Below are 13716 nucleotides of genomic sequence, written 5' to 3'. Positions count from 1 at the left end.
ATCGTCGATACGATCCGCAGAACACCGAGCAGAGCGATTACAAGGGGTCGAGAGTTGAGCGTCAGCAATGACAAGGGATACGGAAACGGCGTCCCGAACACGATTTCGTCGATACCTCTGACCGATGTCGATGCGCGCACCCCTGGTAGCGCCAGCATCGGAAATCTCGTCAAGGACGCCACCACTCAGGTCTCGACGCTCGTGCGCGCCGAAGTCGCTCTCGCCAAGGCCGAGGTCACCGGCGAGGTCAAGAAGGGTCTGCAGGGCAGCGTCTTCTTCATCATCGCGCTGACCGTGCTGCTGTTCAGCACGTTCTTCTTCTTCTTCTTCGCCGCCGAACTGCTCGACGTGTGGCTGTACCGCTGGGCGGCCTTCCTCATCGTGTTCGCGTTCATGGTGTTGGCGGCGGCGCTGTTCGGATTCCTGGGCTACCGCAGAGTAAAGAAGTTGCGTAAACCCGAGAAGACCATCGACTCGCTCAAGCAGGCGTCGACGGTGCTGCCGAACCAGCACGACTCCATTCCCGGAATTCCCGGCTACAAGAAGTAGTCGACGCCCGGCGAGTCGAGCAGTATGAATCAACCCGATCCGTCCACCGTCCGCTATCCGGGACGATGGATCCATCGTGATATCCACGCCAACGGAATCCGGTTCCACATCGTCGAAGTCGGCGAACACGAACCGAACGCGCCCCTGGTGGTCCTGCTGCACGGCTTCGCCGACTTCTGGTACTCGTGGCGACACCAACTCGATGCACTCGCCGGGTCCGGTGTCCGCGCCGTCGCCGTCGACCTGCGTGGGTACGGCGATTCCGACAAACCCCCACGCGGATACGACGGTTGGACCCTGGCCGGCGACATCGTCGGCCTCATCAGAGCTCTCGGCTACCCGAACGCCACATTCGTAGGACACGCCGACGGCGGATTGGTCTGCTGGGCCAGCTCGGCGCTGCATCCACGTCTGGTGCGCTCGATGGTGCTGATCAACGCCCCACACCCCATCTCCCTGCGCCGTGCAGTGTTGAAGGATTCCGCCCAACGCGCTGCTCTGCTCCCGCACTTCGTTCGCTATCAGGTTCCACTGCGGCCCGAGAGGTTGCTGACCCGTCGAGGCGGCAGCGCGGTGGAAGAACTGATGCGAAGTCGAGCCGGGTCCGCCTGGACGAGCACCGAGGATTTCGCAGACAGCGCAGCCAAGATGAGCTCCGCCATCCGCATTCCCGGTGCCGCACACTCCGCGCTCGAATATCAGCGCTGGGCGTTCCGCAGCCAGTTCCGCTCCGACGGCCGCCGCTTCATGGATGCAGTCGACGTACGCACCTCGATCCCCGTCACGCAGATCATCGGTGACCTCGACCCGTACGTGCTGCCCACCACCCTCGATCGGGATCGGCACTGGGCACCGGGTCTGACGCGTCGAACGGTGCGGGACGTGGGGCACTACGTGCACCAGGAAGCCCCGGACGTGGTGTCCGAGGAGATCCTGCGGATCGTGCGCGAAATCTGAACGGATGCGGCGGCGGGTCACCGCATGGTGACGACGACCTTCCCGCTTCCCCGCTCGGCCACGGCGTGGGCGTCGACGATCTGGGAGAACGGCAGAATGTGGTCGACCCGGGGTAGATAGATTCCGCGCCGGCCCAGCTCGGACGCGCGCTCCAGTAGATGGGACTCGTTGCGAGCGTCGATCTTTTGCGCACCCAGACGTTCGGCACCCTCGGCGTCCAGGACGGTCACGACGCGTGCGGGGTCGCCCACCAACGTGATCAGGTCCGCCGACAGAGATGACGGCGCCGTGTGAACAGCCGCGTCCACCCCGCCCGGCGCGAGGAGGGCGACCCGTTCGGCAAGCCCCAGCCCATAGGTGGTCGGCCGTACGCCGAGGCCGACCAAATAGTCGTGATTGTGCGGGCTTGCGGTTCCGATCACATCGGCCCCCGAGTCCCTGGCGAGAACACTCAGAGCGGTGCCCACAGCTCCGGAAGCGCCGTCGATCAGCACCGTCCTTCCGTCCAGGGTCCCGAGAACCTCGAGTGCCTCGATGACCGCGGATGCCGTGCTCGACGCGAGCCCGGCGGCTCCTGCCTGCTCTATGCTCCAGTTCGCGGGTGCCCTGCTCCACGCGGTGAGTACTGCGTAGTGCGCGGTGGTGTCGCTGATCCCACCCACGCCGAATACGACATCCCCGACCTGCGTGCCGACAACCCCCGGTCCGACCTCGTCGACCACTCCGGCCGCGTCACGGCCGGGGATGGCGGGCAGATCGAGCGGCAGCACATCACTCAACCGACCGGAGCGCAGCAGATAGTCGATGGGGTTGATGCTCACGGCTCCGACCTCGATACGAACGGTATTCGCCCCCGCGTGTGGTTCTGGTGCGTCCTCGACGACGAGGACTTCGGGGCCACCGTAACGGTGGTATCGCGCTGCCTTCATGTTTCTCTCCGTGCTGTGCATTGGCTGCAGGATTACTTCCCGCAGAAAGTAATCTACCCAAGAATACTTTCCGTCGCAAGCAACGGTATCGTGTAACCCGTGTCCGACGCCCAGCACCTCTCACCTCAGGAAGACCGAACCTGGTCTCTGCTCGTGGGAGTGATGATGTGGCTACCGGGCGCCCTCGATGCGTACCTCGGCCACCAGCACGGGCTCACTCACGCGGAGTATCAGGTTCTGCGTTGGTTGTCGATGAGCGAGGAAAGCGACGTTCACATGACGCAGCTGGCCGCGGGTGCAGGCGTCACGCCCTCACACCTGTCGCGCATCGTGACCAGGATGGAAAAGAAGCTGTGGGTCACCCGACGAAGCGATTCCGGGGACGCGCGACGAACATTGGCACGGTTGACCGATGCCGGCTCGCAGGCGGTGGACCGCATCGAGCCCGGGTACGTCCAGCAAGTGCGCCGACGGGTTTTCGAGCAGCTCGGCCCCGGCCGGATCGACCAGCTCGAGCACCTGGCCGAAGCGATCCTGACCCCACTCAGACAAGATTGCGTGCATCTGTTGCTCAGCCGGACTTCGCCAGGCCCTGACGACTAGACGATGCAGTCGCCGGTACCCACCGACACCGGCGCATCGAAGCTCTGCGCCAACTCGTCCGCGATCTCCGACGCCGTCAGCACGAATCCCGTGTCGGGGTCATCGACGGCGGCACCGAACACGACACCGAGTACCTCGCCGGACGAGTTGACCAGTGGTCCACCGGAATTGCCCTGTCGGACCGACCCACGCACCGTGTAGACCTCGCGTTGTACGGTGCCGGTGCGGTAGATGTCGGGGCCGCTGAGGTTGATGATTTCGCGTATCCGCGCCGGGCTCGCCGTGTAAGGCCCGCCGCCGGGGTAACCGAGCACGATGGCGTCGGTACCGGATTCGGCCGGGGCCGGAGCGAAATTCAGCACCGGTGCCTGCAGCTGCGAAACCCGAAGCACCGCAACGTCTTCTTCGGGGTCGAACAGTACGACGTCGGCGTCGAGCGGGCCGTTGGGCGAATCGACGGTCACCTCGGACGTCCCAGCCACAACGTGCGCGTTGGTCATCACCAGGTCGGACCCGACCACGAAGCCGGAGCCTTCGAGGGCCTTCTGGCAACTCGGGGCAATGCCGTTGATCTTGATGACGCTCGACGCCAGCGTCACCGGAATCGGACCCGCTGCGATACCGGAGTCCGGAGCTGCGACGTCGACAACCGGAGTGCGACCGAACGGCCCGATGACGTCCGGCAGTCCGGAGGTGTCGAGCAGCGCCGAGAATTCCTTGGGCACCTGACGCAACCAGTCGGGTGCCACCTCGTCGACCTTGCCCAGGACAGTCGAGCCACGCACCGCGCTCGCGACCTCGGGCTGCGACGACGACGTCAACGGAATGGCCAGCAGCCACGCGGCAGCGAGAACGGCCGCGGCCTGCAAACCTGCCCCGATCGTGCTGTCCACGGATCTGGCTGCGCGCGAATGTATTCCGCTGCGCAGCGCGCGACCCAGAACCATGCCGGCTACCTCACCGACGATCACCAACACCACGATCAACGCGATGCCGACGAACACCCGCGTTCGCGAACCGTCGACGTGTTCGAGCACGTGCGGTGCCACCAGAATGCCGGCGACGGCTCCGAGCACGACGCCGAGAAACGCCAGCGCCGACGCCACCGCTCCCTGCCGCCATCCCGATGTTGCCGCCAACAATGCGATGCCGACCACCGCGATATCTACCCACCCTGAACCCGTCACCGATCGAGCCTCGCTCCTACCGCAGTCAAGCTGGCCTCCAGATCGCGTATGTCCCCCGTGTCCCATTCGGACTCCCAGCCCGACACAGCGAGCAGGCCCGCCAGAATACCGCCCGTGAATCCCCACACCAGCATTCCCTGCACCGAGAAGGCCGGGCCCTGGTAGCCGGCAGGGTGCCGCACCTGGAATCGGTTGTCCGGATCGAGCAACTCTCGCAACGGAACTCGCACCACCCGCTCGGTTTCACCTGCATCGACAACCCGAACCGGGCTCGGCGATTGCCAGTACGAAAGCACTGGAACCACATCGAAGCGCGACGGCGGCACGTAGATCCCGGGCATCGTCGCCAGCGGCACGACTCCGGCGGGGTCGAGACCGGTTTCCTCCTGCGCCTCCCGCAGCGCCGTTCCGATGGGACCGCCGTCGCCGGGATCGGTGGCACCACCGGGGAAGGCGATCTGTCCGCTGTGATCCCGCAGCGTCGATGCGCGCTGGGTCAGCAGCACGTCGGCGTCGGCGGGTAACCCACCGGGAGCGGTCGGATCAGCGGCTTCCGGCCCGCCGAACAGCACCAACACCGCCGCGGAACGGGTTCGGTCGGCCGGCTGGGCCTGCCGCTGCAATACCGGGTTGATGCCGGTGGTGTCGGTCAGTCCGCCGGCGCTGCCGGCGACGTCGAGCATGCGCCCGAGCCACTCGGGTGCGCTCACGACGCGACTCCGAGGTTCTCGCGCACAGCGTCGGCAATCTCGTCGACGCTTCTGAAGGGTTGAGGTAGCACCTTGGCGACAGTGCCATCCGCAGATATCAAAACGGATACGGGCAGGACGTTCGGTGCTCCCACCGCGGCGGCGACGCGGCCGCTACCGTCCTGAACTCCGGGCAGAGTGACCCCGTAATCGGTGAGCCGTGTGAGGGCGTTCGCCTCGTTGGCGTCGTTGTGCACCGTCAGCACGGCGACGGCATCACCCGCCCGCTGCGCGTATTGCTGCAAGTACGGCAATTCTTCCGCGCAGGGTCCGCACCAGTACGCCCAGATGTTCAGCAGCGCGGGTCGGCCGGCGAGGGCCTGACCCAGATCGACGGACGAGCCGTCGCCGATGCATTCGAGGGTGATGCCCGTCAACGGGCCCGTTGACGCGCCCGACGGCGTCGGGCACGGGGCGAGCCCGGCGTTCTGCCTCAACGGTGCGAGGGCCTCGGGCGTGTCCGCGGCCCGGCGCTCGGCCGTCGACGGTGCACGCTGCCCCAGACCGGGACCGTCCGAGGACGCCGCGGCAGGAGTTTCGCTTCGCGGCCACAGCGCGTAGACCATCCCGACGACGAGAATGAGCGCAACCAGAGACCAGCGGAGAGCGGCCTTGTTCACGACACGATTCCGGCAAGAGCGAGGAGGTGATCGGTCTCAGGGCCCCGCACCAGGGCTGCAGCGGCGGCCGGATCGGTCGGACCGAGACCGAACGACGGGCAGTCCTTCGCGAGGACACACACCCCGCACGCCGGTGTACGGGAGTGACAGACGCGTCGACCGTGAAATATGACGCGATGCGAGAGCAGCGTCCACTCTTTTCGCTCGATCAAGGCACCGACCGCGTGCTCGACCTTGACGGGGTCTTCTTCCTCGGTCCACTGCCAGCGCCGCACCAGGCGGCCGAAGTGCGTGTCGACGGTGATGCCGGGAACGTCGAACGCATTGCCGAGAACGACGTTGGCCGTCTTGCGGCCGATACCGGGCAGCGTGACGAGGTCCTTCAGGTTCGCAGGCACCGCGCCGTCGAAGTTCTCCAGCAGTTTCTGCCCGAGCCCGATCAGTGAGTTGGCCTTGTTCCGGTAGAAACCCGTGGTTCGGATGAACTCTTCGAGTTCGGCGCGGTCCGCCTCGGCGTAGTCGCGGGCTGTGCGGTATCTCACGAACAAGGCCGGGGTGACCATGTTGACGCGCTTGTCGGTGCACTGCGCCGACAGGATGGTCGCCACGGCCAGTTCGAGGGGCGTGGTGAAGTCGAGTTCGCAGTACACGTGCGGAAAGGCGACCCCGAGCGTCCGGTTCATGCGGCGAGCTCGACGAACCAGGCCGAGATGCGTCTCCTCGCGTTTGCGCACGTCGGGGCGTTTCGGAGCTGTCGAATCCACTCCACAACTGTACGGACAAGAATGCGTAACGTTCGTCGCGGCAGCAGCGGACCGTGTTTGTATCGAGATCTTTTCGGTGTTAACTGGCCGGTATGCAAGGACTCGCCGTGGTGCTCTTTCCAGTACTACTCATGCTCTTCGCACTCGCGATGGAACGAGTCGAGTTCCGGCTCAGCAAGCTCGGCGTCCGGGAGCAGGAAGTACAGGAATTCCTCGATCAGGCGAGCAAGTCCGAGGTCGCCACACTGGCCAGCGATGGGTTCCCACACGCGCTGGCGCGGTTCAACACCCGCAAGCGTCGGCAGACCCCTCCGCGGACCATCGACACGCGCGACGGCATGGTCGACCAACGCGCCAGCTGAGCAACGGTTTCGTCCGATAAGTCGCGATTTCCATGAATTTTCGGTGAACGGGAACACACGCTCATTCGCTCTGGCAACCTGTGGTGGCGTCGATCACTCGGTTTCGACCGAGTCGAAGTAGACTCCCCTGAGGTAATTGTTGTGTTTGGACATTGCACCGGCTTCGACGCCTGAACTGCTCACGCGGTTCGGTGGGTGGCACGACAGTGTACAAACGCCTTCGGTGGTGCGGGTTTGCCGCATCGTCGACATCCATAAAGGAGCGCAAGTGGACGACGTCCTGGCACGGGCCGGCATCTTCCAAGGAGTCGAACCCTCTGCGGTTGCGGCGCTGACGAAGCAGCTGCAGCCTGTCGATTTCCCCCGCGGACACGTCGTGTTCAACGAGGGTGAGCCCGGAGACCGGCTCTACATCATCGTTTCCGGCAAGATCAAGCTCGGACGACGCTCCCCCGACGGCCGCGAGAACCTGCTGACGATCATGGGTCCGTCGGACATGTTCGGCGAGCTCTCCATCTTCGATCCCGGCCCCCGTACGTCCTCGGCGACCACGGTCACCGAGGTCCGCGCGGTCAGCATGGACCGCGCTGCACTCAAGGACTGGATCGACCAGCGCCCCGAGATCGCCGAGCAGCTGCTGCGTGTGCTGGCGCGCCGCCTGCGCCGCACCAACAACAACCTGGCCGACCTCATCTTCACCGACGTCCCCGGACGTGTCGCGAAGGCGCTGCTGCAGCTCGCGCAGCGCTTCGGAACGCAGGAAGCGGGATCGCTTCGCGTCACCCACGACCTGACGCAGGAAGAGATCGCTCAGCTCGTCGGTGCCTCTCGCGAGACCGTCAACAAGGCACTCGCCGACTTCGCACACCGCGGATGGTTGCGCCTCGAGGGCAAGTCCGTGCTGATCTCGGACTCCGAGCGTCTGGCTCGTAGAGCTCGCTAGGCCGGGTTCAGTCGGGACAGCAGCTCGCTAGGCCGAGCTCCTTCGGGACAGCAGCTCGCTAGTTCTCGCGGAGGTAGGCCAGCTGTGTCTTGACGGACATCCGCGCAGCGGGCCACAGCTTCTTGTCCACGTCCGAGTAGACGTGGCGTACCACCTGCATCGGTTTCGCGTTCTCGCCGATCTCGACGAGCGCCGCGCGAACCTGATCCAAACGCTGCCGACGGTGAGCGCGATACGCTCGCGCCACCTCGGCGGCGTCCGGCAGTTCCGGGCCGTGCCCGGGCAGCACCGTCTTTCCCGCACCTGCTGCTTCCAGCCGGTCCAGCGAGTCGAGATAGTCCGCGAGTGAGCCGTCCTTCGGGTCGAGCACCGTGGTGCCGCGGCCCAGGATCGTATCTCCGGTGAGAATCGCATCGTCGAGCACCAAGCTCACCGAATCCGCAGTGTGACCGGGGGTGTGCAGCACTTCGATGCGCAGCCCGGCTGCTTCGATCACCTCGCCGTGGGCCAATGTCGCAGCGTCCCCGTGCAGAAACTTTTCCCCGAATGCGCGGACCGGAGCGGCCGTCTTGCGGTGGAACCGCTTCACTCCGCCGGTGTGGTCCGCGTGGCGGTGGGTCACCAACGTCAACACCACGGTGCCCGACGCGGCGACGGCGTCCAGATGAGCGCGGTCCTTGGGACCTGGATCGACGACGATGCACTCGTCGGACCCGGGTGCCCGCAGGATCCAGGTGTTCGTTCCGTCGAGTGTCATCTTGCCCGGATTGTCGGCGAGCAGAACCGACGCGGTGGGCGTCACCTGCCGGAGAAGTCCGTACGCGGGATGCTGGGGGTTCGAGACGGCCATGAAAGTACTGTAGGTCGCCCACCGTTCTCGAGGTGGAACAGGACCGGTCACGACGACTAACGTCGATGCGTATGAAGATCGGACTCGTCGGGGCGGGCCCCTGGGCTCGCAAAACTCAAGCTCCCTCGCTGCTCGCTCATCCGGAAGTGGAGTTCACCGGAGTGTGGGCGCGCAGACCCGAAGCCGCGGCCGATCTGGGAGCGCCGGTCTTCGACTCCTTCGACGCTCTGTTGGGCGCAGTCGACGCGGTCGCCTTCGCGGTACCACCGGCGGTACAGGCGGGGCTCGCGCTACGCGCAGTGGAAGCAGGCAAACATGTGTTGCTGGACAAACCGATTGCGGCAACCGTGGCCGAGGCCGAGGAACTCGCTGCGGCCGTCACCGCCGCCGGAGTGCGGTCGATGGTGACCTTGACTCTCCGATTCGCCCCGGAGACAAGGCAATTCCTCGACGCGGTTGCCGGACGCTCCTGGGCAGCGGGCTCGGGAACCTGGTTCTCCGGGGCGATCCTCGGCGGGGCATACGCCAATTCGCAGTGGCGACACGACGACGGTGCGATCCTCGACATCGGCCCACATGTGTTCGACCTACTCGACGCCGCGTTGGGAACGATTGCACGCGTTGCCTATTCGCACCGCGAGGTGGCGTCGGACAGTTGGACGGTACTGCTCGAGCACAAGGGCGGCGCGCGCAGCACGGTGCAACTGTCACTGCGGACACCGATCATGCCCTCGCTCATGCGCATCGAGCTGAGCGGCACCGACGGAGTCGAGACCCTCACCGATCGATCCACTTCGTCGACCGACTGCTTCGCCGTCCTACTGGACGAATTCCTCCAGTCGGTCGACTCCGGCGTCGATCACGAATGCTCGGTACACCGAGGACTGCACCTGCAGAAATTGATCGATCAGTCGCGAGAGGGAGCCCTGAACCCATGACTGTGCTGGACGTCAAGGACGCGATGTTCCATCTCGCCTCCACCCCACACCGTTCGATGGATCAGTACACGGTGATCGTCTTCGACTCCGGTGACAGCGATCCGCCGAGCTTCGACGACGTGGCGGCGCACATCGACCATCGCGCTCGACGTGTTCCGAGGCTGGGGATCCGCATCTGCGAAGCGCCGGGGCAGTGGGAATTTCCGCGATGGGTCCGTGATCCGCACCCTGTTCGCGACCATCTGGTCGATCATGACCTGTCCAATGGCAAACACACACTCGACTCGTTTTTGGCAGAACTGTCCAGCGTTCCGGTCGACGCGACGGATCGGGCATGGAAAATTCATGTGGGCCGGGGGCTTTCGGCGGTCGACGGAGCACGGGGAGCGGCCACTGTCGTCGTCGTTCAGATCAGTCATGCGCTGTCCGACGGATCGGTGGGCACCCATATCGCCCGCGCACTGTTCGGTCGCGACGAGATCACCGGGAACACGAGTCTTCCGGATCCGGTGGCATCGCGTGCGCGCCCGCGGTACGACGCAGTGAAGGCCGCCGTGCTGCTGCCGTTCCGTTGGGCCCGGTCGCAGATCCCGATGGTGCGCGCCCAGCGGAAGTACCTGGCTGCGGTGCGAGACGGGGAGCTGGTGGCACATGCGCCTGTCGAGGGCGTGACATTCAACGCCCATCCCGACGAGACCAGAGTCGTGCACCTGATGCAGTTCCCGAAGTCGCACTGGACGGGCGGCTCGGCGACCGTAACCGTCACTGCACTCACCGCCGTCGGGGCCGCACTGGCCGAATACCTCGCGGCCCGCGGCGAACCGGACCGTGACGACCTCCGAGCCCTCGTGCCCACCGCCCTGCCGGCGTCGGTGCCGTGGCCGGCCGTGAATCGCACACTGCCCGCTGCTGTGGAATTGCACCCACAACTCGCCGACGTGATCCGACGAGCGAGGGCCGTCGGGGAATCGCTGGCGCTGCAACGCGTCCACGTGACCGATCACCGCCACCTCGACGCCACTCGATCGGCCGAGGTCTATCCAGCGGCTCTGGTGCTGGGCTTCGGGCGCCATGGTCGGCGCGCAGCCCCTCGCACCGGGACACCTGATCGCGTCAACACACACACGGTGGTGACCAGCATCAACCGAACGAACCTCGAGCTCACGCTCGGCTCGGCGCGAGCGATGTCGTGTGCGGGCATGGCGGCTCTCGGGCCCGGCTGCAGCGTCAGCCACGCCGTGTACGGGTACGGCGATCTGATCACCGTCTGTGTGACCGCGTGCCCGACGACCGTGCCCGACCACGCCGACTATGCGAGCATGCTGCGCTCGGCGATCGAGGAGACTTGCGCCGCACTCCACGGAACGGCGACTACCGAAGCTCGACGATGAGCTCCACTTCCACCGACGCACCGAGGGGCAATTCGGCCACACCCACAGCCGAGCGGGCGTGCTTGCCTGCGTCACCGAAGATCTCACCGATGACGTTCGACGCCCCGTTGATCACCCCGGGTTGACCGGTGAACCCCGGCGCGGACGCCACGAAGCCGACGGCCTTGATCACGCGCGCGATCGAATCGATACCGACGAGGGCATGTACCGCGGCGAGCGCATTCAACGCGCAGATGCGCGCCGCTGCCGTTGCGTCCTCCGCCGAGACGTCGGAGCCGACCTTGCCCACGGCCATCAGATTTCCGTCCACGATGGGCAGCTGACCCGAGGTGTGGACGAGGGAACCCACCTGTACCGCCGGGACGTACGCCGCCAACGGCGGGACAACGTCGGGTAGCTCGATGCCCAGCTCGGACAGCCGTTCGCTCCAGTCGGCCATCGTGCTCAGCCCTTCGGACGCTTGAAGTACGCGACCAAGGTGTCGCCGCCGTTGGGGCCCGCCATGATCGTGACGAGCTCCCAGCCCTCGGACCCGTAGTTGTCGAGAATCTGCTTGGTGGCGTGAATCAGCACCGGTGCGGTGAAGTACTCCCAGATGATCTTTTCGCTCATGACTGTCGACCCTATCGTTCGGCCGAACACGAGGGGTGAGTCACTGCGAAGACGGGATTGTCGGTTCCGTCGGACGACCGCCGTCGAGTCTCTATATGGTCGAAGCGTGGGTACATCGAACCAAGAGGGATGGCCGGCGAAGGCAGATGCCGCGCGGCTGCATTTCGTGTCCGGCAAGGGCGGCACCGGCAAGTCGACGGTGGCCGCCGCGTTGGCGCTCGCGCTCGCTGCCGGGGGACGAAAAGTACTACTGGTCGAGGTCGAGGGTAGGCAGGGCATCGCGCAGCTGTTCGACGTGCCGCAGCTGCCGCCGGTCGAGACGCGAGTGGCGTCGGCGGACGGCGGTGGTGAGGTCTACGCGCTGGCCATCGACATCGAGACGGCGTTCCTCGAATACCTGGACATGTTCTACAACCTCGGTTTCGCCGGCCGCGCGATGCGCAAGATCGGTGCCATCGAGTTCGCGACGACCATCGCACCGGGTCTGCGCGACGTACTCCTGACCGGCAAGGTCAAGGAATGCGTGGTGCGGACCGACAAGAAGGGAAACCGGGCGTACGACGAGGTCGTCGTGGATTCGCCGCCGACGGGTCGGATCGGGAACTTCCTCGACGTCACCAAGGCCATGGCCGATCTGGCCAAGGGCGGCCCGGTGCGTTCGCAGAGTGAAGGCGTGGTTCGGTTGCTGCACTCGGCGGACACCGTCGTGCATCTCGTCACACTGCTCGAAGCCCTGCCGGTTCAGGAGACCGCCGACGCAGTCCGTGAACTCGCTGCGGCAGATCTTCAGCTGGGCACGGTCATCGTCAACCGCACCGAACCGACGTTCCTGCCCGACGACTCGCTCGACGCCATAGCCGAGGGCAACATCGACGCCGCCGCCATCCAGGACGGCCTCGCCAAGACCGGAATAACGCTCTCCGAGGCCGACTTCGCCGGTCTGCTCACCGAATCGATCGAGCACGCGTCGACGCTGTCGGCTCAGGTGGAGAGCGCGACGCAACTCGAAGAACTCGACGTCGCACGCATGTCGTTGCCGATGTTGGCCGACGGTGTCGATCTCGGCGGCTTGTACGAGCTCGCCGCCAAGCTGGCAGAACAGGGTGTCCGATGACTCGACCAGTAGCAACCGAACTCGACGTCGATCGCATTCTGACCGATCCCACGTCCAGGATCGTTGTCGTCTGTGGGGCAGGCGGGGTCGGTAAGACGACGACTGCCGCCGCGATGGCGTTACGTGCCGCCGAGCAGGGCAGGCGGGTGGTGGTCTTGACGATCGACCCGGCCCGCCGTCTCGCTCAGGCTCTGGGGCTCGGCGATCTCGACAACAGCCCGCAGCCGGTGAAGTTGGGTGCCGGTGCCAAGGGCGAGTTGCACGCGATGATGCTGAACATGCGGCGCACGTTCGACGAGATGGTCATCGAGCATTCGACGCCGGAGAAGGCCGAACAGGTCCTGGCCAACCCGTTCTATCAGACGGTGGCGTCGTCCTTCTCGGGCACGCAGGAGTACATGGCGATGGAGAAGCTGGGGCAGTTGTCCCTGGACAAGTCGTGGGATCTCATCGTGGTGGACACTCCGCCGTCGCGCAATGCCCTGGATTTTCTCGACGCACCGCAGCGGCTCGGTTCGTTCCTCGACGGCCGCTTCATCCGACTGCTCACCGCTCCCGGCCGCGGCATCACCCGGGTGGTCACCAGTGCGATGAGTCTGGCGATGCGCGGCGTCTCCACGGTGATCGGAAGCCAGATGCTTTCCGACGCATCGGCTTTCGTTCAATCACTGGATTCCATGTTCGGCGGATTTCGCGAGCGTGCGACGCGCACCTACCAGCTGCTGCGCGAGGACGGCACCAGTTTCCTAGTGGTTGCTGCTGCGGAGCCCGACGCATTGCGGGAGGCGGCGTTCTTCGTCGAACGCCTCTCGGCCGAGAAGATGCCGTTGGCCGGTCTCGTCGTGAACCGGACGCACCCGACGCTGTCGTCGGTGCAGGCCGATCACGCTGCAACCGCAGCCGACCTGCTCGATCGGATCGAAGACCCGGGCTCGACGCTGACCGCCGCGGTTCTTCGAATCCACGCGCAACGCGCGGTGACGGCAGCACGCGAGGTGCGGTTGCTTCGACGCTTCACCGGTGCGCACCCCCGGGTGCCCATCGTCGGTGTTCCCTCACTGCCGTTCGAGGTCTCCGACCTCGCCGCGCTGCGTGCCGTGGCCGATCAGCTGACGCGCAAGGGGTAGATCGACCGCGACCGGCAGGCT

At 65.6% G+C, this 13716-nt stretch carries 17 protein-coding genes; 9 read left to right on the top strand and 8 right to left on the bottom strand.

What is annotated here, in order from left to right:
* The first annotated feature begins 54 nt into the window (after positions 1–54).
* Positions 55–549, top strand: a complete 495-nt coding sequence (locus tag AC5WEY_RS07255; RefSeq protein WP_495645272.1) for a phage holin family protein — start codon at positions 55–57, stop codon at positions 547–549.
* 24 nt (positions 550–573) lie between these two features.
* Positions 574–1506 carry an alpha/beta fold hydrolase gene (locus AC5WEY_RS07250; protein WP_495645271.1) on the top strand — a complete coding sequence of 311 codons (933 nt, stop codon included), beginning with the start codon at positions 574–576 and terminating at the stop codon, positions 1504–1506.
* A gap of 17 nt (positions 1507–1523) precedes the next feature.
* Here AC5WEY_RS07250 and AC5WEY_RS07245 read toward each other — a convergent pair whose 3' ends face one another.
* Complete coding sequence (locus tag AC5WEY_RS07245) at positions 1524–2435, bottom strand: NADP-dependent oxidoreductase (protein ID WP_495645270.1); 912 nt, start codon at positions 2433–2435, stop codon at positions 1524–1526.
* 99 nt (positions 2436–2534) lie between these two features.
* Between AC5WEY_RS07245 and AC5WEY_RS07240 the strand changes: the two genes are divergently transcribed.
* Entirely contained in the window at positions 2535–3038 is a 504-nt protein-coding gene (locus tag AC5WEY_RS07240; RefSeq protein WP_495645269.1) for a MarR family winged helix-turn-helix transcriptional regulator, read from the top strand.
* Here the strand turns inward: AC5WEY_RS07240 and marP are convergent.
* From marP to nth, 4 genes are read right to left on the bottom strand one after another with little or no spacing between them, the layout of a single operon-like run.
* Complete coding sequence (marP, locus tag AC5WEY_RS07235; RefSeq protein ID WP_495645268.1) at positions 3035–4225, bottom strand: acid resistance serine protease MarP; 1191 nt, start codon at positions 4223–4225, stop codon at positions 3035–3037. The genes AC5WEY_RS07240 and marP overlap by 4 nt on opposite strands.
* The gene (locus AC5WEY_RS07230) at positions 4222–4908 is read right to left on the bottom strand and encodes an NUDIX hydrolase (protein ID WP_495645551.1); all 687 of its coding nucleotides are present in this window, start codon (positions 4906–4908) and stop codon (positions 4222–4224) included. Before AC5WEY_RS07230 ends, marP begins: the two co-directional genes overlap by 4 nt.
* A 23-nt stretch (positions 4909–4931) precedes the next feature.
* Positions 4932–5540, bottom strand: coding sequence for a TlpA family protein disulfide reductase (locus tag AC5WEY_RS07225; RefSeq protein WP_495645550.1), 609 nt, complete (start codon positions 5538–5540; stop codon positions 4932–4934).
* Positions 5541–5590: 50 nt separating this feature from the next.
* Positions 5591–6277 carry an endonuclease III gene (gene nth / locus AC5WEY_RS07220; protein WP_495645549.1) on the bottom strand — a complete coding sequence of 229 codons (687 nt, stop codon included), beginning with the start codon at positions 6275–6277 and terminating at the stop codon, positions 5591–5593.
* A 173-nt stretch (positions 6278–6450) separates the two neighbouring features.
* On the opposite strand from nth, the gene AC5WEY_RS07215 reads away from it, so the two are divergent.
* Together AC5WEY_RS07215 and AC5WEY_RS07210 are read left to right on the top strand one after the other, a co-directional pair.
* Positions 6451–6720 carry a hypothetical protein gene (locus AC5WEY_RS07215; RefSeq protein WP_057477135.1) on the top strand — a complete coding sequence of 90 codons (270 nt, stop codon included), beginning with the start codon at positions 6451–6453 and terminating at the stop codon, positions 6718–6720.
* 268 nt (positions 6721–6988) lie between these two features.
* On the top strand, positions 6989–7663 hold the full coding sequence (locus AC5WEY_RS07210) for a Crp/Fnr family transcriptional regulator (RefSeq protein ID WP_027494494.1): 675 nt from the start codon (positions 6989–6991) through the stop codon (positions 7661–7663).
* Between the two features lie 58 nt (positions 7664–7721).
* On the opposite strand, the gene AC5WEY_RS07205 is transcribed toward AC5WEY_RS07210, so the two are convergent.
* Positions 7722–8513, bottom strand: a complete 792-nt coding sequence (locus AC5WEY_RS07205; RefSeq protein WP_495645267.1) for an MBL fold metallo-hydrolase — start codon at positions 8511–8513, stop codon at positions 7722–7724.
* Positions 8514–8584: 71 nt separating this feature from the next.
* Here AC5WEY_RS07205 and AC5WEY_RS07200 point away from each other — a divergent pair, with 71 nt between their 5' ends.
* Positions 8585–9451 (top strand): Gfo/Idh/MocA family protein, encoded by an 867-nt coding sequence (locus tag AC5WEY_RS07200; protein ID WP_495645266.1) that lies wholly within the window; start codon positions 8585–8587, stop codon positions 9449–9451.
* Positions 9448–10842, top strand: coding sequence for a wax ester/triacylglycerol synthase domain-containing protein (locus AC5WEY_RS07195; protein ID WP_495645265.1), 1395 nt, complete (start codon positions 9448–9450; stop codon positions 10840–10842). The genes AC5WEY_RS07200 and AC5WEY_RS07195 overlap by 4 nt, the downstream gene beginning before the upstream one ends.
* Here the strand turns inward: AC5WEY_RS07195 and AC5WEY_RS07190 are convergent.
* Both AC5WEY_RS07190 and sp36 read right to left on the bottom strand, forming a co-directional pair.
* Positions 10823–11281, bottom strand: coding sequence for a RidA family protein (locus AC5WEY_RS07190; RefSeq protein WP_495645264.1), 459 nt, complete (start codon positions 11279–11281; stop codon positions 10823–10825). The two genes, AC5WEY_RS07195 and AC5WEY_RS07190, sit on opposite strands and share 20 nt — an antisense overlap.
* A 5-nt stretch (positions 11282–11286) precedes the next feature.
* Positions 11287–11454, bottom strand: a complete 168-nt coding sequence (sp36, locus tag AC5WEY_RS07185; protein WP_072691993.1) for a Sp36 family protein — start codon at positions 11452–11454, stop codon at positions 11287–11289.
* A 106-nt stretch (positions 11455–11560) separates the two neighbouring features.
* On the opposite strand from sp36, the gene bagA reads away from it, so the two are divergent.
* Both bagA and bagB read left to right on the top strand, forming a co-directional pair.
* The gene (gene bagA / locus AC5WEY_RS07180; protein WP_057477140.1) at positions 11561–12568 is read left to right on the top strand and encodes an ATPase BagA; all 1008 of its coding nucleotides are present in this window, start codon (positions 11561–11563) and stop codon (positions 12566–12568) included.
* Entirely contained in the window at positions 12565–13695 is a 1131-nt protein-coding gene (gene bagB / locus AC5WEY_RS07175) for an ATPase BagB (protein ID WP_057477141.1), read from the top strand. Before bagA ends, bagB begins: the two co-directional genes overlap by 4 nt.
* Positions 13696–13716: the final 21 nt, after the last annotated feature.

The organism is Rhodococcoides sp. S146-33 (genome assembly GCF_059489205.1).
This window is presented reverse-complemented; position numbering and strand designations above follow the sequence as displayed.